Annotated in this window: 24 protein-coding genes and 1 pseudogene; 11 read left to right on the forward strand and 14 right to left on the reverse strand. The window is 60.2% G+C overall.

The window, feature by feature from the left end; all coding sequences use genetic code 11:
- Positions 1 to 2 precede the first annotated feature (2 nt).
- Positions 3 to 425 (reverse strand): response regulator, encoded by a 423-nt coding sequence (locus tag ACQ4V8_RS06210; protein WP_010401307.1) that lies wholly within the window; start codon positions 423 to 425, stop codon positions 3 to 5.
- Positions 426 to 510: 85 nt separating this feature from the next.
- Positions 511 to 663, reverse strand: a complete 153-nt coding sequence (locus tag ACQ4V8_RS06215) for a rubredoxin (protein WP_010401308.1) — start codon at positions 661 to 663, stop codon at positions 511 to 513.
- Between the two features lie 96 nt (positions 664 to 759).
- Here ACQ4V8_RS06215 and thiD point away from each other — a divergent pair, with 96 nt between their 5' ends.
- Together thiD and hemL are read left to right on the forward strand one after the other, a co-directional pair.
- Entirely contained in the window at positions 760 to 1,617 is an 858-nt protein-coding gene (gene thiD / locus ACQ4V8_RS06220) for a bifunctional hydroxymethylpyrimidine kinase/phosphomethylpyrimidine kinase (RefSeq protein ID WP_029496667.1), read from the forward strand.
- 62 nt (positions 1,618 to 1,679) lie between these two features.
- Positions 1,680 to 2,969: a glutamate-1-semialdehyde 2,1-aminomutase gene (gene hemL / locus ACQ4V8_RS06225; RefSeq protein ID WP_196855004.1), complete on the forward strand. Its 1,290-nt coding sequence runs from the start codon at positions 1,680 to 1,682 to the stop codon at positions 2,967 to 2,969.
- Positions 2,970 to 3,111: 142 nt separating this feature from the next.
- Here hemL and corA read toward each other — a convergent pair whose 3' ends face one another.
- The 8 genes from corA to mpl form a co-directional block, all read right to left on the reverse strand.
- Complete coding sequence (gene corA, locus ACQ4V8_RS06230) at positions 3,112 to 4,077, reverse strand: magnesium/cobalt transporter CorA (protein ID WP_010401315.1); 966 nt, start codon at positions 4,075 to 4,077, stop codon at positions 3,112 to 3,114.
- A 222-nt stretch (positions 4,078 to 4,299) separates the two neighbouring features.
- The gene (gene mtgA, locus ACQ4V8_RS06235) at positions 4,300 to 5,040 is read right to left on the reverse strand and encodes a monofunctional biosynthetic peptidoglycan transglycosylase (protein ID WP_436571160.1); all 741 of its coding nucleotides are present in this window, start codon (positions 5,038 to 5,040) and stop codon (positions 4,300 to 4,302) included.
- Positions 5,022 to 5,864: a shikimate dehydrogenase gene (aroE, locus tag ACQ4V8_RS06240; RefSeq protein ID WP_070346226.1), complete on the reverse strand. Its 843-nt coding sequence runs from the start codon at positions 5,862 to 5,864 to the stop codon at positions 5,022 to 5,024. The genes mtgA and aroE overlap by 19 nt, the downstream gene beginning before the upstream one ends.
- Complete coding sequence (locus ACQ4V8_RS06245) at positions 5,861 to 6,718, reverse strand: energy transducer TonB family protein (RefSeq protein ID WP_196855082.1); 858 nt, start codon at positions 6,716 to 6,718, stop codon at positions 5,861 to 5,863. The genes aroE and ACQ4V8_RS06245 overlap by 4 nt, the downstream gene beginning before the upstream one ends.
- Before the next feature lie 131 nt (positions 6,719 to 6,849).
- On the reverse strand, positions 6,850 to 8,955 hold the full coding sequence (locus ACQ4V8_RS06250) for a ribonuclease catalytic domain-containing protein (protein WP_436571091.1): 2,106 nt from the start codon (positions 8,953 to 8,955) through the stop codon (positions 6,850 to 6,852).
- Between the two features lie 2 nt (positions 8,956 to 8,957).
- Positions 8,958 to 9,572 carry a chorismate--pyruvate lyase family protein gene (locus ACQ4V8_RS06255; RefSeq protein ID WP_010401323.1) on the reverse strand — a complete coding sequence of 205 codons (615 nt, stop codon included), beginning with the start codon at positions 9,570 to 9,572 and terminating at the stop codon, positions 8,958 to 8,960.
- A complete protein-coding gene (locus tag ACQ4V8_RS06260) occupies positions 9,569 to 10,153 on the reverse strand; it encodes a YqiA/YcfP family alpha/beta fold hydrolase (protein ID WP_010401325.1) in 585 nt (194 codons plus the stop codon). The genes ACQ4V8_RS06255 and ACQ4V8_RS06260 overlap by 4 nt, the downstream gene beginning before the upstream one ends.
- Positions 10,150 to 11,538, reverse strand: coding sequence for a UDP-N-acetylmuramate:L-alanyl-gamma-D-glutamyl-meso-diaminopimelate ligase (mpl, locus tag ACQ4V8_RS06265; RefSeq protein WP_082260966.1), 1,389 nt, complete (start codon positions 11,536 to 11,538; stop codon positions 10,150 to 10,152). Before mpl ends, ACQ4V8_RS06260 begins: the two co-directional genes overlap by 4 nt.
- A 113-nt stretch (positions 11,539 to 11,651) precedes the next feature.
- Here mpl and ACQ4V8_RS06270 point away from each other — a divergent pair, with 113 nt between their 5' ends.
- From ACQ4V8_RS06270 to ACQ4V8_RS06310, 9 genes and pseudogenes are all read left to right on the forward strand, one after another.
- Positions 11,652 to 12,290, forward strand: coding sequence for a hypothetical protein (locus tag ACQ4V8_RS06270; protein ID WP_196855081.1), 639 nt, complete (start codon positions 11,652 to 11,654; stop codon positions 12,288 to 12,290).
- Between the two features lie 19 nt (positions 12,291 to 12,309).
- Positions 12,310 to 12,864 (forward strand): TlpA family protein disulfide reductase, encoded by a 555-nt coding sequence (locus tag ACQ4V8_RS06275; protein ID WP_010401330.1) that lies wholly within the window; start codon positions 12,310 to 12,312, stop codon positions 12,862 to 12,864.
- Positions 12,865 to 12,946: 82 nt separating this feature from the next.
- Positions 12,947 to 13,384: a type II 3-dehydroquinate dehydratase gene (aroQ, locus tag ACQ4V8_RS06280; RefSeq protein ID WP_010401332.1), complete on the forward strand. Its 438-nt coding sequence runs from the start codon at positions 12,947 to 12,949 to the stop codon at positions 13,382 to 13,384.
- Between the two features lie 90 nt (positions 13,385 to 13,474).
- Positions 13,475 to 13,930, forward strand: a complete 456-nt coding sequence (gene accB / locus ACQ4V8_RS06285; protein WP_010401333.1) for an acetyl-CoA carboxylase biotin carboxyl carrier protein — start codon at positions 13,475 to 13,477, stop codon at positions 13,928 to 13,930.
- A 101-nt stretch (positions 13,931 to 14,031) separates the two neighbouring features.
- Positions 14,032 to 15,447, forward strand: a complete 1,416-nt coding sequence (gene accC / locus ACQ4V8_RS06290; protein WP_010401334.1) for an acetyl-CoA carboxylase biotin carboxylase subunit — start codon at positions 14,032 to 14,034, stop codon at positions 15,445 to 15,447.
- Complete coding sequence (gene prmA, locus ACQ4V8_RS06295) at positions 15,444 to 16,388, forward strand: 50S ribosomal protein L11 methyltransferase (protein ID WP_436571092.1); 945 nt, start codon at positions 15,444 to 15,446, stop codon at positions 16,386 to 16,388. The genes accC and prmA overlap by 4 nt, the downstream gene beginning before the upstream one ends.
- Positions 16,389 to 16,396: 8 nt before the next feature.
- Positions 16,397 to 16,465, forward strand: a pseudogene (locus ACQ4V8_RS06300) (MJ0042-type zinc finger domain-containing protein); the annotation flags it as partial.
- 159 nt (positions 16,466 to 16,624) lie between these two features.
- A complete protein-coding gene (locus ACQ4V8_RS06305) occupies positions 16,625 to 17,680 on the forward strand; it encodes a DUF3426 domain-containing protein (RefSeq protein WP_436571161.1) in 1,056 nt (351 codons plus the stop codon).
- Between the two features lie 11 nt (positions 17,681 to 17,691).
- Positions 17,692 to 18,630: a carbohydrate kinase family protein gene (locus ACQ4V8_RS06310; RefSeq protein WP_029496669.1), complete on the forward strand. Its 939-nt coding sequence runs from the start codon at positions 17,692 to 17,694 to the stop codon at positions 18,628 to 18,630.
- A gap of 164 nt (positions 18,631 to 18,794) precedes the next feature.
- Here the strand turns inward: ACQ4V8_RS06310 and ACQ4V8_RS06315 are convergent, their stop codons facing one another.
- The 4 genes from ACQ4V8_RS06315 to ACQ4V8_RS06330 form a co-directional block, all read right to left on the reverse strand.
- Positions 18,795 to 19,328 (reverse strand): YggT family protein, encoded by a 534-nt coding sequence (locus ACQ4V8_RS06315; RefSeq protein WP_010401339.1) that lies wholly within the window; start codon positions 19,326 to 19,328, stop codon positions 18,795 to 18,797.
- 83 nt (positions 19,329 to 19,411) lie between these two features.
- Positions 19,412 to 20,521, reverse strand: a complete 1,110-nt coding sequence (locus ACQ4V8_RS06320) for a transcriptional regulator (RefSeq protein ID WP_436571093.1) — start codon at positions 20,519 to 20,521, stop codon at positions 19,412 to 19,414.
- A gap of 820 nt (positions 20,522 to 21,341) precedes the next feature.
- Positions 21,342 to 22,493 carry a ribonucleotide-diphosphate reductase subunit beta gene (locus tag ACQ4V8_RS06325; protein WP_436571094.1) on the reverse strand — a complete coding sequence of 384 codons (1,152 nt, stop codon included), beginning with the start codon at positions 22,491 to 22,493 and terminating at the stop codon, positions 21,342 to 21,344.
- Positions 22,494 to 22,667: 174 nt separating this feature from the next.
- Complete coding sequence (locus tag ACQ4V8_RS06330; RefSeq protein ID WP_196854998.1) at positions 22,668 to 25,622, reverse strand: ribonucleoside-diphosphate reductase subunit alpha; 2,955 nt, start codon at positions 25,620 to 25,622, stop codon at positions 22,668 to 22,670.
- Between the last annotated feature and the right edge of the window lie 322 nt (positions 25,623 to 25,944).

The raw sequence follows: 25,944 nt of genomic DNA on the forward strand, positions 1-25,944 counted from the left end.
ACTTACTCAAAATGCCTGGCCAGGTGCAGCCGCACGGCTTCCAGCAGCGCCTCGCGCGTCAGCGGCTTGACCAGGCAAGCGCTGGCGCCTGCCATGGCGCCGCGCGCGCGGTCGAACAATCCCTGCTTGGACGACAGCATCAGCACCGGCGTGGCATGAAAAGCCGCACTGGACTTGATCAGCGCACACGTGCGGTAGCCGTCCAGGCGCGGCATCACGATGTCGCACACGATCAACGCCGGCTGGCAGTCGGCGATCTTGGCCAGAGCCACGAAGCCGTCTTCCGCCACCACCACGCGATATCCTGCCTCGCGCAAGACCCTTTCGGCCGCGCTGCGGCTCGTAGCGCTGTCGTCGATCAGCAGTATTGTGACGCTGGCGCACGCGGCATCGGACGGCGCCTCGGGCAGGAAGGGACGCGTCATGTGATTATTCGACAATCTTTCATACGATAGCACAAGCGGCCGCGATACCAGCATGCGGCAGCACCATCCCCGGGGTCTGGATTAATTAAAGCGCCACCATCTCGAAATCATCCTTGCGCGCACCGCATTCGGGACAGGTCCAGTTCATCGGAACATCGGCCCAACGCGTGCCGGGCGCGATGTCTTCGTCGGGTAGGCCGGCCGCCTCGTCATAAACCCAGCCGCAAATAAGACACATCCACGTTTGGAATTGCTGCGTTGTTTCGTTGCTACTCACGTTCTGCCACCCTTCAATCAAGTAAAATGCTGAATTAGGTATCTTAATCTACCCGCCGTGCAAAACCAAACTTCTCCCCTCATATTAAGCTTCGGCGTGTCCGATCCAGTCGGCGCGATCGGCATACAGGCCGACCTGGCCACGTTTTCAGCCTTCGGCTGCCATGGCCTGTCGGTCACCACGGGCCTGTTGATCAGCGATACGGCGCGCGTGGAAGACGTGCAGGCAGTCGACCCGGACTGGGTTTCCGACCAGGCACGCGTGCTGCTGGAAGACATGTCCGTCTCGGCCATCAAGATCGGCGCGCTGGGCAGCGTGGAAAACGTCACGGCCATCGCCGAAATCGTCTCCGACTATCCGAACGTGCCGCTGATCCTCGATCCCTTCATTTCAGCCTTGCCGGAACAGGGCATGGACGACGAAGACATCCTCACTGCGGTGCGCCAGTTGTTGATCCCGCAAACGACCTTGCTGGTGCTCTCGCCGGTAGAACTGGAGCGCCTGGCCGAAACCTGGCGCGATGCCGACCCGGACGATACTTTACAGAACGATGTCGACTACCTGGTCGCCCTGGGCTGCGAATACGTGCTCGTCACCGGCATGCCGGCCAATGCCAGCAAGTCCGGCACGGCCGAAGGCAAGTTGCGCGCCAATACCCTGTTCGGCGAGGACGGCGTGGTGCGCCACGATGAATGGCAACACCTGCCGGGCATCTTCAACGGCGCCGGCAGCACCCTGTCGGCGGCGGCCACCGCCCTCTTGGCGCTGGCTGAAAACGAAGACGATGTGCCGCAGGTGATCGTTGCGGCGCAGGAATTTACTACCGGCGCGCTGGCCCACGCGCAGCGCCACGGCATGGGCAAGCTGGTGCCGAACCGGCAGTTCCAGCAGCAGCGCCAGCGCGCCAGCCAATAAATACAGCAATCAGCACAGATCAGACGACACAGACAACGATCCACTTTCAAGGCACGATTATCATGACGACGACTTCACAGAACGACATCCTGTTTGCCCGCGCACAAAAAACCACGCCAGGCGGCGTCAACTCGCCCGTGCGCGCCTTCCGCTCCGTCGGTGGCACGCCGCGCTTCATCACACGCGCCGAAGGCCCCTACTTCTGGGATGCAGACGGCAAGCGCTATATCGACTACATCGGTTCGTGGGGCCCGGCCATCGTCGGCCACGCCCATCCGGAAGTGGTCAAGGCGGTGCAAGATGCAGCCGCGCTGGGCCTGTCGTTCGGCGCACCGACCGAAGGCGAAGTACTGATGGCCGAGGAAATCACGCGCCTGGTGCCCTCCATCGAGCAAGTGCGCCTGGTATCGTCGGGCACGGAAGCGACCATGAGCGCCCTGCGCCTGGCGCGCGGCGCCACCGGACGCGACAAGATCGTCAAATTCGAAGGCTGCTATCACGGCCACGCCGATTCACTGCTGGTCAAGGCAGGCAGCGGCCTGCTCACCTTCGGCAACCCGACCTCGGCCGGCGTGCCGGAAGATTTCGTCAAGCATACGCTGGTACTCGACTATAACAACGTGGAGCAGCTGAAAGACGCCTTCGACAGCTACGGCGCGCAAATCGCCTGCGTCATCGTCGAACCCGTGGCCGGCAACATGAACCTGGTGAAAGCCACGCCGCAATTTCTGCAGGCGATGCGCGATCTGTGCACGCAGCACGGCGCCCTGCTCATTTTCGATGAGGTCATGTGCGGCTTGCGCGTGGCCCTGGGCGGCGCACAGGAACTGTACGGCATCAAACCCGATCTCACCGCACTGGGCAAGGTGATAGGCGGCGGCCTGCCGGTGGCGGCCTTCGGTGGCAGCGCGGCGCTGATGCAGCATATGGCACCGCTGGGCGCCGTCTACCAGGCAGGTACCCTGTCGGGCAACCCGGTCGCCGTGGCGGCCGGCATGACGACCTTGAAACTGATCCAGCAGCCAGGCTTTTACGAGCGGCTGGGCGCCACCGCCAAGCGCCTAGCCGAAGGCTTGACTGCCGCCGCAAAAGACGCTGGCGTAGTCTTCTGCGCCGACTACATCGGTGGCATGTTCGGCATTTATTTCAGCGCCACGCCACCGACCAGCTATGCAGAAATGATGGCAGGCGACCGCAGCAAGTTCAATGCCTTCTTCCACGCCATGCTGGACGAAGGCGTGTACTTTGCGCCAGCCGCCTTCGAGGCCGGCTTCGTCTCGGCGCAGCATGACGATGCCGTCATCGACGCCACCATCGCCGCCGCGCGCAAGGTGTTTGCTCAATTAGCGTAAGCGCAGTCAGACGGCGGCGGTGTCCGGCACCGCGGCCGTCACGCCCGTGACGCTATCTTGCAGCACCAGGCATCGGCCTGGCGCCATACCGGAGGCGCAAGCTGGCGACGCCAGGACGCAGACGCGTCGCGGCGCAGAAGACTTATTTTAGCCAGCCGCGATGGCGGAAGTACAGGAAGGGCGCGATGGCGCTGGTAATCATCAGACTCCAGGCCCATGGATAGCCGAACGACCATTCCAGTTCCGGCATCAGCTTGAAGTTCATGCCGTACACGCTGGCGATCAAGGTAGGCGGCAAGAAAGCCACGCTGGCCACCGAGAAGATCTTGATGATCTTGTTCTGGTTGATGTTGATGAAACCGACGGTGGCATCCATCAGGAAGTTGATCTTGTCAAACAGGAACGAGGTATGGCCGTCCAGCGATTCGATGTCGCGCAAAATCTGCCGCGCTTCCTCGAACTGCTCGGAATTGAGCAAGCGGCCTCGCATCAGGAAACTCACGGCGCGGCGCGTATCCATCATGTTGCGGCGGATACGCCCATTCAAGTCTTCCTCGTGCGCAATCGCGTTCAACGCTTCGGCGGCGTGCGCATCGGTAAATTCCTTTTGCAGCACACGCGTGCTGACTTCTTCCAGGTTCTGGTAGATGCCTTCGAGCACGTCAGCCGAATATTCGGCGTCGGTGGCGTACAGGTCGAGCAGCACATCCATATAGTCGGCAATCGAGCCTGGCCGCGAACGGGCGCGCATGCGCACCAGGCGGAACACGGGCAAGTCGTCCGTATGCATGGAAAACAGAATCTTGCGGGCCAGAATGAACGCCACGGTAATGACGCGCGACGGACCGTCGTCTTCTTCACGCAAGAAGTCTGTGCGCAGATGCAAGTCGCCGTTTTCCGCTTCGTAATAGCGGGCCGACGCTTCAATATCCTTGACTTCGTCTTCGCCCGGCAGGGTGACGTTGTAGATAGCCTTGACCCAGGCCCGTTCATCATCGGTGGGGTCGGTCAGGTCGACCCACACCGGTTCGGCATTTTCGAGGTCTGCGCGGCTGTCGATCGGCACCTGGTTGAGCCGGCCATTCTGTAATACAAAGACATTGATCATGCGCGCTCTCAGCCGGATGTTGGGTTATCGTGATGTGCTGGCGCTGGCGCCAAAAATGAAAACAGCGCAAGTGTACCCGCAAAGGCCTTTTCACGACCACCCCCCAGCACCGCTTTTTCACGGAAAAAGTGCGGCCTTGCAGCAAGCGTGCCGATTAAGATGCTGCGCCACAATAGTTCTAAAAATACATCATTGATTTTATGAGCACAAATCAGACCGCCATCAAGGCAGTTCGGCCGCCCCCATGCGGCGCAGGATCACGCCCGTGCGCCGGTTCAGGTAGCCCGTATCACGGTGACGGTCATAAAAGCGGGGGTTCGGCAGCATCACGGCCAGCTTCGCTCCCTGCGCCGCACTCAGACCCGCGGCACTGACGTGGTAATAGTGGCGCGCAGCCGCTTCGGCGCCGAAGATGCCGGTGCCAAATTCCACCACGTTCAAATAAATCTCGAAAATGCGCTGCTTCTCCATCAGGCTTTCCAGCATGTAGGTGATGATCAGCTCCTGGCCCTTGCGCACATAGCTGCGCGAACCGGAGAGGAACAGATTCTTCGCCAACTGTTGTGTGATAGTCGAGCCGCCCGCCACAACCTTTTGCTTTTTATTATTCTTTTCGTAGGCCTTTTGCAAAGCCTCCCAGTCTACCCCTTCATGCTCGGAGAAATTCGCATCTTCCGAAGCGATGATGGCCCGTTTCAAGTTGTTCGAGATGCGCTTGTATGGCACCCACGTCTGCTCGATCGCGGCATTCGGATTCTTGTCCTGCAAGACAGACAACTGTTCGCGCATGAAGGCCGTGCTGGACGGATTGTGGTCGACCCACCACCAGATTTGCAGGAAAAAATACAGTTGCACGACGATGAAGGCCAACACCGGCACGATGAACAGCCACTTGATCCAGCCATAGCGGCTCCCGCTACGGCGCGCGCCCTTCTTGCCGACGTTCACAGGCTGCCCCGCAATTGCGCCAGCAAGTGCTGCGTCTGCGGCTGCACGCCGCGCCACACGTAAAACGCTGCTGCCGCCTGCTCGACCAGCATGCCCAAACCATCGCGCACGTGCGCGCCATGCTGTGCGGCAAAGTCCATGAAGACGGTGGGCTGGGCGCCATACATCATGTCCAGCGCCAGCGTGTGGCTGCCGAAGACGTGCGCGGGCACGGGCGGCAAATCGCCCGCCAGGCTGGCCGAGGTGGCATTGATGACGATATCGAAAACACCTTCGGGCAACGCGAAGCCACCGGCACGCAGCTGCTCAGGATGACTCGCCGCATCGGCAAACTGCGCCACCAGCGCCTCGGCCGTGGCCACGCTGCGGTTGGCAATGACCAGTTCCAGCGGCGCCTGCTCCAGCAGCGGCAACACAACGCCGCGCGCCGCACCGCCCGCACCGAGCAACAGTACGCGCTTGCCGGCGATGGCCACGCCCGCATTGCGCACGATGTCGGCCACCAGGCCAGCGCCATCGGTATTGTCGCCAAGAATGGTGTCGCCATCGAAACGCAGGGTGTTGACAGCGCCTGCCGCCCTGGCGCGCGGCGTCAGTTCGCTTGCAAATGCACACGCATCGAGCTTGAATGGCACCGTCACGTTCGCGCCCTTGCCCCCTTCTTCTGCGAAGCTGCGGGCCGCCAGGGCAAAGCCATCGAGCGGCGCCAGCCGGCGTTCATAGGCCATCGCCTGGCCTGTCTGCAGGGCAAAGGCGGCGTGAATCAGCGGGGACTTGCTATGGGCGATAGGGTTGCCAAATACGCAATACTGATCAGGATGAGTCGTTTGCTTGTTCAATTGCTGCCGCCAGTCAGGTTAGCTTCCATTTTTTCTTCGCGGGTAAATTTGAAACGGGTGATGACAACCCACAGGTCATCTTTATCACTCGACAACATATTCGGGGGAAAACGGCCGAACGGCGCCGCGCGGCGCACGATGGCCAGGGCGGCAGCGTCCAGCGCTGGGTTGCCCGAGCTTTTCTCCACGCGGGCGCCACCTTCCACCTGGTAAATCGTGCCGTCCTGGAAGACGGGAATGTATACGACCAGTTCGCCATACATCTTGCGGCCATTCTTTTGCGGGAAATTCAGGGTGCCGATTTCCTCGATACGCTTTTGCAAGGTCTTGTAATACATGGCATAACCGACCTCCTGCGTGCTGGGCGTAATGAAGGTCTTGCGGGGACGCTTGTTCTGGTCTTCCACGGTCTGGCTGATCTCGGCCGCCATGCGCGCGATGGCCTTGCTGCTTTCCATCAAATCCGCACCGCTGGCCAAGGGATTGGGCTTGTCCTTTTCCGTGACGGGCGCGGCGCTGTAAGGGGTAGCCTTGGCCGTCTGCGTCAGCAGTTCCTGCTGCTTCTGCTCCAACTCGGCGATGCGCCGGGCGCTGGCCTTGACGCTGTCGCCCTCATCGACCTTGCGCATGTCGGGCAAGGGCGACTTGGCGCGGCCCTTGTCGGCCTGGCCACCGCCATCGAGATTGGCTTGCGCCAGGGCCTCGGCCTGCAGCGGTTTATTGGCATGCTTGGCATTGACCAGTATCACTTCCAGGCCGGGATCCGTGGCCACCGCACGCTGCGGGGCAGGCGCGACAAAATGCATCGCCAGCAAGACGCCGTGCGCCAGCAGCGATACCGCCACGGCGATCATCAAGAAACGATACTCTCGGAAAGACTTCACGCGCAACCCAGTTCGCAACAAGCACAAAATGTGCTCAATTCTACGTCAAAGGGCGGTGCCGGCAACAGTTTTCAGCACCGCCTTGTGGCCTGACGGCGGCCTTACTTGAGCTCAGGCTCGCTGACCACGTCTTCGCTGAGCAGTTGCGCCACTTGCGCATCGGCGTCGCTGACCTGGTTCGCCGCTTCCGGCGAGGCTACGGCCGCCACGTCAGCGTCTTCGGCGTCTTCGGCGTCTTCAGCGTCTTGCTCACCCGCCTCTTCCTCGTAGTCGAGTGCGGCGTCGGTCGCCGCATCGGGCGCGGCGGCGATTTCCAGCAGGCGCGCTTCGATGCTCAGGTCGACCTCATCCCAGCGCAGCAAGTCCAGCTTCACCTGGGCGCCGCGCGCCACCGCTGGCATGCCCGGCAGCTTGATGACCAGCGGAATGTCGACCAGACGCAGGATTTCATCTTTCAGCACGACAGCATCGACCTGACGCGCATTTTCCTGGTGCAGCCAGCGCAAGCACCAGTAGCGTTCCATGTTCGACTGGAAATCGCCATACGCCGCATACGCTGCGTCAAACGCCGAGACGATGGCGAACAGGTTGGCGTCACGCGGCTTGAACGGCGCCACCAGGGGTGCCGTCACGCCATGCTCGGCGCAGGCAATGATTTGCCATTGGTTCACCAAGTCCGTATAGCGGCGCAAGGGCGAGGTGCTCCACGCATATTGATCGACGCCCAGGCCCTGGTGCGGCGCCGCATGGGTGACCATGCGCACCTGCATCTTTGCCGCCCAGCTATTGCCGCTGCCGCCACCCTGGCTGCGATAGATGCCAGGCACGCCGTGCTCGTGCAGCATCTTGCCCCAGCTGCTGTTAGCAAAAATCATCAGTTCAGCGACGATCTTGTCGAGCGGCGCACCACGCTTGCGGCGGGCCACGGTGACGACATCGTTTTCCACATAGAAGTTGAAATCGACGCGGTTATTCTGTTCCGGCTTCAGGCCAAACGCTTCGCGTTTCTTCATGCGGCCCTGCTCCAGTTGCTGCGCCCATTGCCACAGCACGGCAAAATCAGCCTTGTGCGGGTACTCGCCCTCGCCGCTGGCCAGGGTTTCCTCGTTGACCAGGTCGTCGAGCTGGTTATGCCGCAAATTGCTGGCAATCGGCACCAGCTCGGCGCGCGTCTGCGTGCTGACCACGGCCCAGTCGGCTTTCGGGTCCAGCGTCGCGTACAGGGACAGGGCCGGGCAGGTCGTACCTTCCGCGAGCGTGAAAGCCTGCACGATTTCGTCGGGCAGCATGGTGATCTTGTCGCCCGGCATGTAGACGGTCGACATACGCTGGCGCGCCATCTTGTCGATCACATCATCCGGGCGTATGCCCAGGCCCGGCGCGGCGATATGTATGCCCACTTTCACGGTACCATCGGGCAGCGTCTGCACGGAGAAGGCATCGTCGATCTCGGTAGTGGTCACGTCGTCGATCGAGAAGGCGGCCACGTCGGCCAGCGGCAGTTTGGCCGTCACGGCAGGCACAGGCACGCTCGGGAAGCCGGCACCCTTGGGGAAATTTTCGAAGAGAAATTTCGACAGGTGCAAGTCTTTCGGCGACGACATGCCGCCGACGGCCAGCATCAGGCGCGGCGGCGTGGTATGCAACTCGGTGCAGGCCGCTTCCAGCGCCTTGTATTCGATGGTGTTCTTGTCGGGCTTGAACAACAGTTGCAGCACCATGGGCTGCATCGAGGCGGGCAAGCGGTTCTGTTTCAGTTCTTCCACATACGCCGCTTGCACCAGCGCCTGCTGCTTTTTCTTTTCGATGCCGGCCAATGCCGCCTTCAAGGACGCTTCCGGCGCCGCCTTGTAGCGGCCACGGCCCTTTTTGTAAAAATACACGGGCGCCGAATGCAGGGCCAGGATCAGGCCGGCCGCTTCCGGCGGCAAGGGAGCGTGGCCGAAATACTCGGTGCCCAGCTCGACAAAGCCGAACTCGTCTTCGCCCGCCACTTCCCACAGGAAATCGAGGTCGATATCCAAAGCGAGGGCCTTGGCTTGCTCGAGCAGCTCGGCCGGGGCCGGCTTTTCATACTGCAGCAACACATCCTTGATCTTGACCTTGGTGCGCTTGCCGCTGGCCATTTCCACTTGATACGCCTCACCCGCTTGTGACAGGACCGTGCCGACCTTGAAATCGCCGGATTCTTCAAAAAATAGATTCATTATTATGCTTTGTTTATTAATGTGTCGGTTGCAACGGTGCGAGTGAACGATGTCAACTCTAGCACCGCCGGCAAAAATACTTCAGTTACCAGCAGCAATCCCTGGTGACGCTGATACAGGCAGCGGCGGGCAAAAAACAGCGCCTTCTCGTCGACGCCCTGCCCGTCCCGTGCCAGCGCTGCCTGCACCCGCTGCACCAGCGGGTGGCTGGCGCGCAAGCGGGCAAATTCCAGCCTGCCACGGCGCACCATGCGGTCACCGAACAGCGTCGTGCCCAGCGAGCGCTCGCCCAGCGCGGAAAACAAAGGCCAGTCCGTGGCCGTCGCCTGCATGGGCACGACGGTATGGCCAAACACGGCCGGCCTGTTATCACAACGCAACAACACTTCGCGCTCCCATACACGGCCCGCGCGGTGTAGACCAATGATGGCGGCCTCGTCATTCAGGCAACGCGCCGTTTCCTGATGCAAACATTGCACGCGAAATGCCTGGCTGTGCGCTTTCAACTTGGCCGTCAGCGAGCCGCCAGCCGTGAGCCAGTGGCGCAAGGCGGCCGGCGCATGGACGGCGTTGACGTGCGCATGCCATTGCGCCTGGCGCAGCGAACCGGGCCTCACCGGGCGGCGTCCGCAGTGATACCGCAAAATGCCAGCACGGGTGCCAGGTAATCAGAAAATTCGCTGATGCCATGGTCGCTGCCATCGATGACGCACTGCTGCGCCCCCGGATAATGCGCCACCATGTCGCGGTAGTCGAGCACTTCATCGCCGCTGGCGGCAATCAGGAAGTAGCGTTGTGGTTGAGTAATTTCCGCTACGGCAAACGCACGCAGTTCGTCGATATACTCGCGCTTGAACTCGAATGGCTGGTCCGAATGGAACTCTGTCGTCACGCCCACATGCTGCTCCAGGTCGATCAGGGGCACGATGGCAGGATTCAGCAGCACGGCGCGGCAGCCGAGTTGCTCGGCCAGCCAGGTGGCGTAATAGCCACCCAAGGATGAGCCGATGATCGTCAACTCGCCCGGCGCCACGTCCTTGACCAGCATCAAGGCCAGCTCGATGGCCAGCTTGGGCGAGGCCGGCAATTGCGGACATAGCCACTCTGCCTCGCGGCCCAGCGCCTGCATCTGCGCGGCCAGCAGGCGCGACTTCATCGACAGGGGCGACGAACGAAATCCGTGCAGGTACAGAATCATCGGCCCAGGGCTTCCAGCAATTTCTGGTGCACGCCGCCAAAGCCGCCGTTGCTCATGACGACGATCTGGTCGCCCGGACGGGCGCTCGCTGCCACGGCGGCGACCAGGGTATCGATATCTTCATAGGCGCTGGCAATCTTGCCCAGCGGCGCCAGCGCGTCGCCCAGGCTCCAGCCCAGCGCAGCATGGCTGCCGAAACCGAAGACCAGGTCGGCATCGTTCAGGCTGCCCGGCAGCGCATCTTTCATGGCGCCCAGCTTCATGGTGTTCGAACGTGGCTCCAGCACGGCCAGGATGCGGCCGCTGTTGCCGGCGATTTGGCGCATTTTTTGACGCAGCCCGCCCACCGTGGTGGCGATGGCCGTCGGATGATGGGCGAAATCGTCATATACGGTAATGTTGTTGACCACGCCGCGCACTTCCATGCGGCGCTTGACGCTATCGAACCTGGCCAGCGCGGCGCACGCCTGGGCAATAGGCACGCCCACGTGGCGCGCGGCGGCGATGGCCGCCAGCGCATTGCTGCGGTTGTGCTTGCCCGTGAGCGCCCACGCCACATGGCCTGCCTGCTGGCCATTGAAATAGACGTCGAAACTGCCATCGCTCTGTTCTTGCAATTGCCAGTTGGCATCCTGGCCAAAACTTTCCGTTTCACTCCAGCAACCACGCGCCAGCACACGCTGCAGCGACGCTTCGTCGCCGTTGAAGACCAGGCGGCCGATGCCGGGCACGGTGCGTGCCAGATGGTGGAATTGCGTCTCGATCGCGTGCAGATCGGGGAAGATGTCGGCGTGATCATATTCCAGGTTATTCATGATGGCCGTCTTCGCGTGGTAATGCACGAACTTGCTGCGCTTGTCGAAGAAGGCCGTATCGTATTCATCGGCTTCGATGACGAAGAAGTCCGAATCGACGCTCTTGCCGTCGATCTTGCCGCTGAGGCGGGCGGAAATGCCAAAGTTCATCGGCACGCCACCGATCAGGAAACCGGGCGCGTAGCCGGCGTCTTCGAGGATCCAGGCCAGCATGGCAGACGTGGTCGTCTTGCCATGCGTGCCGGCCACGGCCAGCACCCACCGATTGCGCAAGATATGTTCGCCTATCCACTGCGGGCCGGAGACATAGGGCAAGCTGCGGTTGAGGATTTCTTCCACCAGCGCGTTGCCGCGCGAAACCACATTGCCAATCACATACAAATCCGGATTGAGCTTGGTTTGTTGCGGATCAAAACCCTGGATCAGTTCGATTCCCTGCGATTCCAGCTGGGTGCTCATCGGCGGATAGACGTTGGCATCGCAACCGGTAACTTTGTGACCAGCCTCCTTGGCCAGCACGGCCAGGCCGCCCATGAAGGTACCGCAAATGCCGAGAATATGAATATGCATGTGATCAGTGCGAAGGTGCACGCTTAGTAAGTAAGACGGTGAAATAAAAAACAGCAAGTACGCGATTTTACCTGACGCCATGACTTTTCCCGCTTCGGAGTATCATCATGCGCATGACGAACGATGCATTTGACGATAGCGCCCAGTTGCGCCTGGAAATAGCTGCCGCTGCCGCGCGCCTCGTGGCGCACGATGGCGCCGACTATGGCAGTGCCAAGCGCAAGGCAGCGCGGCAGATACTCGGCGATGCGCCGAACTTGGCCAATGTACTACCTGACAACGATATGATCGAGGCACAGGTGCGGCAATACAATGCCCTGTTCCTGGCCGACAGCCAGCCGGCGCGCCTGTTCCAGTTGCGCACGATCGCGCTGCAGGTCATGCAAGCGTTGCAACAATTTCATCCCCTGCTCAGCGGGCCCGTGCTGAACGGTACGGCTGGCCCCCACGACGAGATCTACTTGCAGCTGTTTGCCGAGAGCGCCAAAGAAATCCACATCTTCCTGTTGAATAAAAATGTCGTGCTCGACATGTCGGAAAGCCCGCATTTCAAAGGAGCGCGTTATGATGCGGTCGAGACGGCCAGTTTCTTATGGAAAAATGAGGGCGTGCACGCAGCCATGTATGAACTCGACGACATGCGCGGCGCCCTGAAAGCGAAAGCCGATGGAAAAGTGCTGCGCACCGATATCACCGGGCTGCGCAGCCTGCTGGCCGCCAGCCTCGCCGATGGCGTGCCGGCTGCCGACTAATATTGATATAGATAAATTTATGACAAAAAAGAATTGGATCGCCTGCGCCATCGTGGCGCTGATGTTCGGCGGCATGGGTGCTTACGTCGGCTTGAGCAAGGAAAAAAAGAAAGACACGGGACCGCAGACGACAACCATCGCGCCAGGCGCGACGGGCCCCGTTAAGGAACTGTATGCGCTGTCACTGCCGGACGCGACTGGCGCCACGCAAGCCTTGTCGCAATGGAAAGGCAAGAATTTGCTGGTCAATTTTTGGGCGCCGTGGTGCCCTCCTTGCGTGGAAGAAATGCCGGAGTTATCCGAAGTACAAGGGCACTATGCGGCGAAAAACCTGCAAATCATCGGCATTGGTGTCGATTCAGCAAGTAACATTGCCACTTTTGCCAACAAAGTTAAGATCGCCTATCCGGTGTATGTTGCCGGCCTGAGCGGCACCGACTTGTCGCGTCATTTCGGCAATGCCACGGGCGGTTTGCCCTTTACGGTGCTGATCGGCGCCGATGGCGAAATCAAAAAGACCTATCTGGGCCGCTTGAAATTTGATCAGTTACGTGCCGATCTGGATAAATTGTAAATTCGGAGCGTGCTTTTTTCTCTTGCCAATGCGTATCTTTGGCGGCAAAATGCGGAACTTTCGCTAAAACGGTCTTCCATACATGGCAAAAAACCTCCTTCTGCTCAACGGTCCCAACCTCAATTTGCTGGGAACGCGCGAGCCTGAGGTCTACGGCGCCAGCACCTTGGCCGATATCGAGCAGGCAGCAATGGCGCAAGCCATGGCCGCTGGTGCCGACCTGGTCTGCTTTCAAAGCAACCATGAAGGCGCACTGATCGACCGCATCCACGCTGCGCGAGCCGAAGGGATAGATGCCATCGTCATCAATCCGGGCGGCCTGACCCATACCAGCGTTGCCTTGCGCGATGCGCTGGCCGGGGTCGCCATACCGTTCGTGGAAGTCCATATCTCGAATATTTATCAACGCGAAACGTTTCGACATCACTCATTTCTCAGCGCGATCGCGCAGGGGACGATCTGCGGCCTGGGATTCGATGGATATCGGTTTGCCATCGACTTTGCGCTTAAAAAACGTTAATCTACGCGATCTGCACGCATTTAGCGCGGCGATAGGTTCTGGACATCACCGCATCACTCATAAAACAAACTACATTCCTAGGGGTTTTACATGGATCTACGAAAACTCAAGACCTTGATCGACCTGGTCGCCGAATCGGATATCGCAGAGCTGGAAGTGACCGAAGGCGAAAGCAAGGTTCGCATCGTCAAATCGTCGGCCATGCCGCAAAACCAGATGGTCATGATGCAGCCGCAAGGCATGCAAGCCCACTACCAGCCAGCCGCACCAGCTGCCGCGCCCGCTGCCGTCGTGGTGGCCGCCGAGCCAACCGGCTATGTGGTCAAGTCGCCCATGGTCGGCACCTTCTACCGCTCTTCCGCTCCTGGCAGCGCCGCCTATGTTGAAGTGGGCGCTACCGTCAAGGAAGGTGATACCCTGTGCATCATCGAAGCGATGAAGCTGCTCAATGAAATCGACTCCGATAAAGCCGGTGTCGTGACCCAGATCCTGGTCGAAAACGGCCAACCGGTCGAATTCGGTCAACCCTTGTTTGTGATCGGCTAAAACCCAGTCCACACGGCCGGCAACGGCCGTTTGCAGTTTTAGCCCCTCACACTTGTTGTTTCGCCGGCTCGCCGGCTCTCACAGACATACGCGAACCTACCATGTTTGAAAAAATCCTGATTGCCAACCGTGGTGAAATTGCCCTCCGTATTCAGCGCGCCTGCCGCGAAATGGGCATCAAAACGGTTGTAGTCCACTCCGAAGCCGACAAGGACGCAAAATACGTCAAGCTGGCCGACGAATCCGTTTGTATCGGCCCGGCACAGTCGTCCCTGAGCTATCTGAACATGCCCGCCATCATCAGCGCCGCTGAAGTGACGGATGCGCAAGCGATTCACCCAGGCTATGGCTTCCTGTCGGAAAATGCCGACTTTGCCGAACGCGTCGAGAAATCGGGCTTCGTCTTCATCGGCCCGCGCTCCGAATCGATCCGTTTGATGGGCGACAAAGTGTCGGCCAAGCAAACCATGATCAAGGCTGGCGTACCCTGCGTTCCCGGCTCGGAAGGCGCGTTGCCGGACGATCCAAAAGCGATCGTGCAAATTGCCCGCAAGGTCGGCTACCCGGTCATCATCAAGGCTGCCGGTGGCGGTGGCGGACGCGGCATGCGCGTGGTGCACACGGAAGCGGCCCTGATCAACGCCGTGGCGATGACCAAGACGGAAGCCGGCACGGCTTTCGGCAACCCTGAAGTGTATATGGAGAAGTACCTGGAAAATCCGCGCCACGTGGAAATCCAGATCCTTGCCGACGAACACAAGAACGCCGTCTGGCTGGGCGAGCGCGACTGCTCCATGCAGCGCCGCCACCAGAAAGTGATCGAAGAAGCGCCGGCACCGGGCATCCCACGCAAGCTGATCGAAAAAATTGGCGACCGTTGCGCCGAAGCTTGCCGCAAGATCGGCTATCGCGGCGCCGGCACGTTTGAATTCCTGTACGAAAACGGCGAGTTCTATTTCATTGAAATGAATACCCGTGTGCAAGTGGAGCATCCGGTCACCGAGATGATCACCGGCATCGACATCGTGCAAGAGCAGATCCGCATCGCCGCTGGCGAAAAACTGCGTTTCCGCCAGCGTGACGTCTTGCTGTCTGGCCACGCCATCGAGTGCCGCATCAATGCCGAAGATCCATTCAAGTTCACGCCATCGCCAGGCAAGATCGTCTCTTGGCACGCGCCGGGCGGCCCCGGCATCCGCGTCGACTCGCACGCCTATGCCGGCTACTACGTGCCGCCCCACTACGACTCGATGATCGGCAAAGTGATCGCTTACGGCGCCACGCGCGAGCAAGCAATCCGCCGCATGCAGATCGCCCTGTCCGAAATGGTGGTCGAAGGCATCAGCACGAATATTGCCCTGCACCGCGAACTGATGATCGATGCGCGCTTTATCGAAGGCGGCACCAACATTCACTATCTGGAACAGAAACTGGCCGACATGCCGGACCTGGGCAAGAACCTCAATGGTGGCAGCCCCAGCATCGCCAAGAAATCTGAAATCAAGGCGGGCGCATGAGCTGGACAGAAATCGTCATAGAAATCGCGCGTGACAATGCCGAAGCCATGTCTGACGCGTTGATGGAAGCCGGCGCCCTGTCGGTCTCGGTGGAAGACGCCGATGAAGGCACGGATGCCGAGCAGCCCCTGTTTGGCGAGCCCGGCATGGAACCGAAGGAAGCGGCGTGGGAACGCAGCCGCGTGGTGGCGCTGACCGACGTCGACGCCGACCAGGCCGCAATCGTGGCTGCCGCAGCGCAAGCTATCGGCATGGCAACGGCACCAGCGTTCACCATGCGCCCCGTGGAAGAGCAGGACTGGGTGCGTCTGACCCAGTCGCAATTCGCGCCGATTCACATCGGCAAGAATATCTGGGTTGTGCCCAGCTGGCACGAGGCACCGGATCCTGCCGGCCTGATCCTGGAACTGGACCCGGGCCTAGCCTTCGGCACGGGTAGCCATCCGACCACGCGCCTGTGCATGGAGTGGCTGGAAGCGCATCCTGCCCCGGGCAAGAGCGTGCTTGACTACGGCTGCGGCTCCGGCATCCTGGCCATGGTGGCCAAGAAGCTGGGCGCGCAAACAGTGGCGGGCGTCGATATCGACCCGCAAGCGATCGAATCGGCGCGCGACAATGCCGAACGCAACCAGTGCGAGATCGAATATTTCTTGCCAGACACGTTTGCCACGTCGGCACACGCCACGGCAAAATTTGACATCGTCGTCGCCAATATTCTGTCGAGTCCATTGCAGCTGATGGCACCGATGCTCTCTGGCAGAGTTGCCGACGGTGGCGCCCTGATCCTGTCCGGCGTGCTGGCACGCCAGGTGGAAGAAGTGACGGCTGCCTACGCACCGTTCATCACGCTGGGTGTCTGGGCCGAGCAAGATGGCTGGGTGGCCCTGCATGGCAGCCTGGGCAGCACGCAAGCGCCTGCGCCCCGCGCGGAAGGTGCATAAGCACAGCAATGGCCCTCGCCACCAAATGCCCCCATTGCAACACGATATTTCGGGTCGCCGCTGACCAGTTGAAGTTGCGTGGGGGTATCGTACGCTGTGGCACGTGCAGGGAAGTCTTTGACGGCAATGCCGCGCTGGTCGATCCAGCTGCGGCATCGCCGTTCTTGACATCGGGCCCTGGCACTGCCGCCACGTTATCGGGCATAGCCCCGACCGACAACAGCTTGCCGTCCACCATGGACGACGAACCCATTTATTCTCTCGACTTCGACACCTCGTTCGACCCGTTCGGCATCTTGCCGGAAGCGGCGCAGCGCAAGGACGACGAAGACGACGACGTACACCTCGAACTGGACTTTGACATCGCTGCGCCAGACGCCGCTTCGGCTGCCGCCCCTGTCGTTGTCCCTGCTGCCGCCCCTGTCATGGACGCTGCCCCTGTCGTTGCAGCAGCCGAGCCACCCGAAGCGCCGCTGCCCCAGCCGATGGCGCCCTTCAAGCGCCGCCAGGTCGATGACGCGCCCGCCTTCGCCACCTATTTGCGCGACAGCCGCCGAGAGCCGAATCTGGAAGCGGCGCCAGCCCCGCTGGCCCAAGCATTGCCGGTGGCCGACAAAGTGAGCCTGCACAGGCCTAAGCGCGTCGCGCCCGCGCCCACGCGTTTGGAACCGACCTTGGCCGAGCACGCCTTTGAACCATTGCCCGCCCCTGTTGCGCCCGAGCCAGCGATACAGGCCACGGCCACAGAAACGACCATGGCCGCAGTCGGCGACGAACCAGCCTTTGTGATCCAGGGACGGCGCCGCGAACAGAGCGGCAAGGCCTTGCGCGTGAGCATGGCCATCGCTTCGGTGCTGCTGCTGTTGCTGTTATTACTACAAATGATGAGCACCTTCCGCAATCGACTGGCGGCGCAATTCCCACAGTACAAGCCAGCTCTGGTCGCGCTGTGCAAGCTCAATGGCTGCCAAGTCGACTTGCCAGCGCAGATCGAGGCGCTGGCCATCGAACAAGGTGAATTGCAAACCATCAAGGAACAAACCTTTTCCTACGTCTCGCTGCTGCGCAACCAGGGCCGCAGCGTGCAAACGTGGCCCCACATCGAGCTGATACTCAACGACGCCAACGACAAGCCGCTGTTGCGCCGCGTGATCGCGCCGCGCGACTATCTGCCGGCCGAGATCGACATCAGCCTGGGTTTTGCAGCGCGCTCGGAACAAACTATCAAACTGTACTTTGCATTAGACCAGCTCACGGCGTCTGGTTACCGTATCGCCATCTTTTACCCTTAAGTGACACTATCATGACAAAAACCTCGTTGATCTGCGGCTCGCTTGCCACCGACACCATCATGCAATTCCACGGCCGCTTCGGCGAATCGCTGCTGGCCGACCAATTGCACAAGGTGAACGTGTCCTTCCTCGTACCGACCATGCGCACGGAGTTCGGCGGCTGCTCGGGCAACATCGCCTACAGCCTGAAAATGCTGGGCGGCGACCCGCGCATCGTCGGCGTCATGGGCCAGGATAGCGCCGCCTACCTGGAGCGTCTGCAAAAGCTGGATATTTCCACCGCCAACATCCTGATCAAGGCCGACAGCTACAACGCGCAATGCTTCGTCACGGCCGATGCGGACAATAACCAGATCAATGCCTTCCACCCCGGTGCCATGTCGTTTGCACATGAAAACCCGATCGCCAATGCGGGCCCGGCCAAGGTCGCCATCATTTCGCCCGACGGCGACCTTGGCATGCTCAAGCACGCCGCCGATCTGGCCGAACTGGGCATCCCCTTCATGTTCGACCCAGGCCAGCAGTTGCCACGTTTCAATGGCGAACAGTTGATCGACTTCATCAACAAAGCCACGTATGTGTCGGCCAACGACTATGAAATGGAAATGTTGATGGAACGCACGGGCTTGACCCTGCCGGACATCGCCAGCCGCCTGGAGGCGCTGATCGTTACGCGCGGCGAAAAAGGTTCGGAGATTTATACGGATGGCAAGCGCATCGACATTCCTGTCGTAGTCGCCAAGGAAGTGCTGGACCCGACCGGCTGCGGCGACGCCTACCGCGCTGGCTTGCTGTTCGGCATCACTAACGACCTGGGCTGGGAAACCAGCGGCCGCCTGGCCAGCCTGCTGGGCGCCATCAAGATCGCCACGCAAGGCGCGCAAAACCATGTGTTTACACCGGCCGGCATCGCCGACCAGTTTGAAGCGGCGTTCGGTTACCGCTATTAATCCAGCGAAGTCCGAGTAAGGCTGGGGTCGGTCGCTTCGCGATCGCAATACGTCCCATTGGGACGTATTGCCCCGCCGGGTCTGACCCCATATGCACGTCGGCTTGTGCCAAAGTGCTGACGTCGGGTTACGCTACGCTAACCCGACCTACTCCACCCTCACCATCATCGCAGCACGATAATCATCCCCACCAGCACTTGCGCGATCTGCAGCAGGATCAGCGCCACCAGCAGCGACAGATCCAGGCTGCCAACGAGCGGCACCACCTTGCGGATAGGACGCAGCAGCGGCTCGTTCAGGGCGCGTACAAACGGCGCCAGCGGCGCATGCGGGTTGACCCAGCTAAAGATGGCTTCGACGATCAGCAAAGCCATGAAACCGTAGAGTATCCATTGCAGGAAGCGTTGCAGCGACTTGAGCAGTACCACGTCGACGGGAGCGCCGGAAACAAACAGGATCGAGCTGGCCAGCAGCACGATCAGGAAGGCGCCGATCAGGCTGGCCCAGTCATATCCGCCCACGCCCGGTACCACGCGGCGCAGGGGACGCACCAGCCAGTCGGACAATTGAAACGTGAATTGCGCCACCGATGAAGGGGGCCGCACGCGCACCGCCTGCATCCAGAAGCGCAGCAGCAACACGCCGCCCAGCAAGGTGGCAATGGTATCAACGATCAAGGTAAGAATAACGATCAGCACGACTAATTCTCCAAAAAAAAACCGCTGTGTGATTGAGTCACACAGCGGCGTGTTGCCTCATCCAGGCACCCGTATCGTAGCAATTACGATGGGCGAGTGCTGGTTGGGAATGGCCAGGCAGCAGCCGGTGACAATACGGTTTTTGCTACAGGTGCGATCGGTGCCGATGGCTTGGCGACAGCAACTGCCTTCTTCGGCACGGCCTTTTTAGGCGCGGCCTTCTTCGCTGCTGGCTTGGCGGGCACGGCGGCTGGTACCGCTGCGGCCGCTACTGGCGCTGCTGCTTTCGCGGCCGGCTTGACCGCTGGCTTGGCGGCGGCTTTGGCTACTGGCTTGGCCGCTACCTTGGCCGTTGGCTTGGCTGCTGCTGCGACCTTGACGGCAGGCTTCGCTGCTGCTTTGGCGACCGGCTTGGCGGCTACCTTGGCGGCGGGCTTGGCGGCAACTTTCGCTGCCGGCTTCGCTGCTACCTTGGCCGCTGGCTTGGCTGCCGCCTTTGCTGCTGGCTTTGCTGCCGGTTTGGCAGCTGGTTTCTTCGCTGCAGGCTTGGCCGCTGGCTTGGCTTTGGCTGCAGGCTTGGCGACGGCTTTCTTCGCTGCAGGCTTGGCGGCCACCTTTGCTGCTGGCTTCGCTGCTGGCTTGGCTGCGACCTTCGCTGCTGGCTTGGCTGCCGCTTTCGCTACTGGCTTCGCTGCTGCCTTGACGGCCGGCTTGGCGGCTGCCTTGGCTACCACCTTGGCGACGACTTTTTTCACTGCAGGCTTGGCTGCTGCCTTGGCGACCGGTTTGGCCGCTGCCTTGACTGCCGGTTTTGCTGCAGCTTTTTTCACTGCTGGCTTGGCAGCAGGTTTCGCTGCAGCTTTTGCTGCTGGCTTGGCTGCCGGCTTGGCAACGGCTTTTTTCGCCGCTGGCTTGGCCGCTGCTTTGGCAACAGGTTTCGCTGCTGGCTTGGCGGCCGGTTTTGCTGTTGCCTTGGCCGCTGGTTTCGCCGCAGCTTTTGCTACTGGCTTGGCTGCCACTTTTGCTGCAGGCTTGGCTGCAGCTTTGGCCGCTGGCTTGACTGCGGCTTTGGCAGCCGGTTTAGCGGCCGGTTTAGCGGCAACCGTCTTGGCTGCGGCTGCCGGCTTCTTCGCGGCAGGAGCAGCCTTGGCGGCTGGTTTCTTTACTTCTGATTTCTTAGCGGCTGTTGCCATTTGTCTCTCCTTCATCTGAGATGAGAAATTTAAGCTACAAGATTTAAACCCGTCCGACCCACCACAGGGATGGACCAGGCGAATTATTCATCGGCACAAACGGTCGTTTGCGCTAATGAATTCGGCACCAGCTGAACTGCTGCAACTCCTCACGTTTGCAGCACTTCAGCCATCGTCGGTGCCACCCTGCTTAATCTCGCAGCTGGTGGCAAAGTCTGAATTCGGTCATTCGTTTTCGATGCCGTGCGTTTTTTCGCTCCTCGCATCGCGCTCGCCACAACACCCATGCGTCAAATAAAAAACCGCCATGCCTGAAAAAATTCGGGCACGGCGGCAGACGAAAACGGTGTGGTTTTGTGCATATCCGTGTAAATCTGTATCCCTGTTTTGCGAGGTTTTTTCGTTACCGCGCCGGTTAAAAACCCCCGCTTCTTAACACTCGCATTTGCAATCTCATAAAGTACACGAAAACCTTGTCCATGCGCAACCGGCACGACACATTTTCGCCCGCTTTTTTGCACGATACGCGTGCTATCGCACAATCGCGCGGCAAATGCCGCCGCCAGCGTCTGCGGAAACGATTTTCGGGGCCGATATTACGCTCATTGGCGGCATCCGAAAACCAGGCGCGAGCCTCTTCGCATCGCTGAGGCAAGCACGCATTTTTGCATCCCGTTGGAGGGGCTTTTAGCTGCCACAGCGGACGCATTTTTCGCCGCCTGCCGGTCCGAATCGGCAACCCGCAAGAGTGCGCCCTGCCGGGCGCACAAAAAAAAGCGCCGTCACGAAGACGGCGCTTTGAGCATAGACGGAAAGACGCTTATTCCCAGTTCAGCGCGCCACCGGTCTGGTACTCGGTCACGCGTGTTTCGAAGAAATTGCGTTCCTTCTTCATGTCGATCATTTCGCTCATCCACGGGAATGGATTTTCTTCCTGCGCGAACAACTGCTCAAGGCCGATCTGTTGCGCGCGGCGGTTGGCGATGAAGCGCAAATAGCCCTTGAACATCGGTGCATTCAGACCCAGCACACCGCGCGGCATGGTGTCTTCCGCGTAAGCGTATTCCAGTTCCACAGCCTGCATGAACAGCGCTTTGATCTCTTCGCGGAAGGCGGCCGTCCACAGCAAGGGGTTTTCCATCTTGATCGTGTTGATCAAGTCGATACCGAAGTTGCAATGCATCGATTCGTCGCGCAAGATGTACTGGTACTGCTCGGCAGCACCCATCATCTTGTTTTGGCGACCCAGCGCCAGGATTTGCGTGAAGCCGACGTAGAAGAACAGGCCTTCCATCAGGCAGGCAAACACGATCAGCGATTTCAACAGCTTCTGGTCGTTTTCCACCGTGCCGGTGACAAACGCAGGGTCGGTCAGCGTATTGATAAACGGGATCAGGAATTCATCCTTGTCGCGAATCGACTTGACTTCGTTGTAGGCGTTGAAGATCTCGCTTTCATCGAGGCCCAGCGATTCGACGATGTACTGGTAGGCGTGCGTATGGATCGCTTCCTCGAACGCCTGGCGCAGCAGGTACTGGCGGCATTCCGGCGCCGTGATGTGGCGGTAGGTGCCCAGCACGATGTTGTTGGCGGCCAGCGAGTCGGCGGTGACGAAGAAGCCCAGGTTGCGCTTGACCAGGCGGCGCTCATCGTCCGTCAGGCCGTTCGGGTTTTTCCACAGCTCGATATCGCGCTGCATGTTCACTTCCTGCGGCATCCAGTGGTTAGCGCAGCCGGCCAGATATTTGTCCCATGCCCATTTATACTTGAACGGCACCAACTGGTTGACATCGGTCTTGCCGTTGATGATGCGCTTGTCATCGGCATTCACGCGAAGCGCCACTTGCTCGGCGTTCGCTTCGGACGGTTCGGCACTGGCCGACAGGTTCAATTCGGTATTTCCCAATGGCGCTTGCTGCGCCGGACGCGGCACAGCTACCGGCGTGGTTTCATCATCCCAGGACAACGACATAATATGATTCCTTTCGATGCCGGCGAGCCGGCGCTCCGCAACAGGTCCGTTGAATCGGACAATACGGACATTAACAACATTGAATCAGCCCAGCAGCGCTGGGCTGACAACTTTACATTTTTTAAAAACCGTCGCTAGCGAGCACAATATCGGGTCGACTAGCGCAGCAGGTTTTTACTGGCAAGCTTCGCATTCCTCAAAGCCGTCATCACCGGGGCGCAGGTAGCAGGCTTCGCCATCGGCGTCGTCCGCTGCCGCCACGGGCGCCGCCACGGCGGCAGCGGCAGCGGCAGCCGCCACGACCGCAGCCTGGGCGCTCTGTGCGCTGGCCGACATGCCGCCATCGACTGCCACGGCATTCAGGGCACCAGTCTTGGAGGTCGATTTCTCCATGTGGGTCGCGGCGATGGTGCGCAGGTAGTAAGTGGTTTTCAGGCCACGCAACCATGCCAGCTTGTAGGTTTCATCGAGTTTCTTGCCCGATGCGCCAGCCATGTAAATGTTCAGCGACTGGGCCTGGTCGATCCACTTCTGGCGACGCGAAGCCGCTTCCACCAGCCAGCTTGGCGACACTTCAAAGGCGGTGGCGTAGATGTCACGCAGGTCTTGCGGGATGCGGTCGATCTTCACCAGCGAACCGTCGAAGTACTTCAGGTCGGAGATCATGACTTCATCCCACAGGTCGCGCGCCTTCAGGTCGCGCACCAGGTAGCCGTTGATCTCGGTGAATTCACCCGACAGGTTCGATTTTACATACAGGTTCTGGAACGTCGGCTCGATGCAGGCCGACACGCCAATGATGTTCGAAATTGTCGCCGTCGGGGCGATCGCCACGCAGTTCGAGTTGCGCATGCCGAACTTGGCGATGCGTTCACGCACCGGCGTCCAGTCCATGGCCGACGAGGAATCGACTTCCAGGTAGCCGCCGCGCTCTTCGGCCAGCAGTTTCACCGAGTCTTGCGGCAAGATGCCGCGGTCCCACAGCGAACCGGCATACGATTCATAGCGGCCGCGTTCTTCGGCCAGTTCTGTCGACGCCAGGTAGGCGTAGTAGCAGACTGTCTCCATCGAGGTGTCGGCGAAGCTGACGGCTGCGTCGGAGGCAAACGGGATGCGCATCATGTGCAGGCAGTCCTGGAAGCCCATGACACCCATGCCGACCGGACGATGGCGCATGTTCGAATTGCGCGCCTTCTCGACGGCGTAGTAATTGATGTCGATGACGTTGTCGAGCATGCGCATGGCGGTGCGGATGGTCTTGGCCAGCTTGACGTGATCGAGCTTGCCTTCCTTCATGTGCGCCGGCATGTTGACGGAACCGAGGTTGCAAACGGCGATTTCATCCGGACCCGTGTTAAGCGTGATTTCGGTGCACAGATTCGAGCTGTGGACGACGCCAACGTGCGACTGCGGGCTGCGGATGTTGCAAGGATCCTTGAACGTGATCCATGGGTGGCCCGTTTCAAACAGCATCGACAGCATCTTGCGCCACAGGTCCAGCGCCTGAATCTTCTTGAACGAGCGGATTTCGCCGGCGGCTGCCTTGGCTTCGTAGCCGAGGTAAGCCTTTTCAAAGGCTTTGCCGACCAGGTCGTGCAAGTCTGGCGTTTCGCTTGGCGAGAACAGGGTCCACTCGCCTTTTTCCATGACGCGCTTCATGAACATGTCGGGAATCCAGTTCGACGTGTTCATGTCGTGCGTGCGGCGGCGGTCGTCGCCCGTGTTCTTGCGCAGGTCGAGGAATTCCTCGATGTCCATGTGCCAGGTTTCCAGGTAGGCGCAGACTGCGCCCTTGCGCTTGCCGCCCTGGTTGACTGCCACGGCCGTGTCGTTGACTACTTTCAGGAACGGCACCACGCCTTGCGACTTGCCGTTGGTGCCCTTGATATGGGCGCCCAGGGCGCGCACTGGCGTCCAGTCGTTACCCAGGCCGCCGGCATACTTGGCCAGCAGCGCATTGTCCTTGATGGCGTCATAGATGCCTTCCAAGTCGTCCGAGACGGTGCTCAGGTAACACGACGACAGCTGCGAACGCAGGGTGCCCGAGTTGAACAGGGTCGGGGTCGAGCTCATGAAGTCGAACGAGGACAGCAGGCTGTAGAACTCGATGGCGCGCGCTTCGCGGTCCGCTTCGTTCAGCGCCAGGCCCATCGCCACGCGCATGTAGAACGCTTGCGGCATTTCGATGCGCACGTCATGGATGTGCAGGAAGTAGCGGTCATACAGCGTTTGCAGGCCGATGTAGCCGAATTGCAAGTCGCGGTCGGCAACGATGGCCTTGGCCAGGCGTTCCAGGTCGAAGCTGGCGAGTACCGGGTTCAGCAGATCGTTGGCGATGCCCTTGGCGATATATTGCGGGAAGTACGTCAGGTACTCGGCAGCAGCGGCCGCTTGCGGCACTTCCTTGCCAAACACTTCCTTGCGCACCGTATGGAGCAAGATGCGGGCCGTGACCTGGCTGTAGGCCGGGTCTTTTTCCATCAGCGCGCGCGCTGCCAGGATGGCCGACTTGTGCAGCTCTTCGACAGGCACGCCGTCATACAAGTTCTTCACCGTTTCAGCCAGAATGGCGTCGGCATCGACGTGCTTTTCCAGGCCGACGCAGGCGGCGTTGATCAGGTCGCGCACTTCCTGCATGTCCAGCAGGCGACGCACGCCATTGTCGGTGACATTCAATTGCGGTGCGGAAACTTGCGCGGAAGCGCCCAGCGCCTCCTTCTGCAAACGACGCTCTTCCATGTGCTTGGCACGGTACAGCACGTAGGCACGCGCCACGTCGTGCTCGCCCGAACGCATCAGCGACAGTTCTACCTGGTCTTGCACGTCTTCGATATGGAAGGTGCCGCCACCCGGATGGCGGCGCACCAGCGCGGCGACGACGCTGTCGGTCAGTTGTTCCACCAGTTCGCGGATGCGTGCCGAAGCGGCGCCCTGGCCACCGTTGACGGCCAGAAACGCCTTGGTCATGGCGATGGCGATCTTCGAAGGCTCAAATGCCACCACCGCGCCGTTGCGGCGGATGATGCGATAGTCGCCCAAGGCCGCGCCCGTACTCGCCACGCTATTGGCCGCGCCTGGCGCTGGCGATACTGGCGTTGGATGGATGGAAATATCTTGTGGTGATTGCATTAAAGCTCCCGTTGTCAGCTAAAGTCAGCCTGCAGTTTTGCTGCCGCGTATGTTGTTGAGTAGAACGCCCGATGGTCAGGCTTTCCTCAAATAATTGTTGCTAAATAGTAAATAATTCACAGCCAGAAATCATGCGCCCAACCTGTACAGCTCGGCTGGCGCTCAACATGATCAAGGGTGGTGAAACGCCAGTTCCCGCTGCCGTATCAACAAGCAGGATAGCTTTGGTAATAATTCCGGAAACGTCTGTGATGGCACTAGATATAGTCTTTAAATCCAATTTATACACTAATTGTAGTACCCATCGACAGGCGATGCAATA

It is taken from the genome of Janthinobacterium paucivorans (assembly GCF_051380805.1).
In the GTDB taxonomy this organism is placed as follows: domain Bacteria; phylum Pseudomonadota; class Gammaproteobacteria; order Burkholderiales; family Burkholderiaceae_D; genus Janthinobacterium; species Janthinobacterium lividum_D.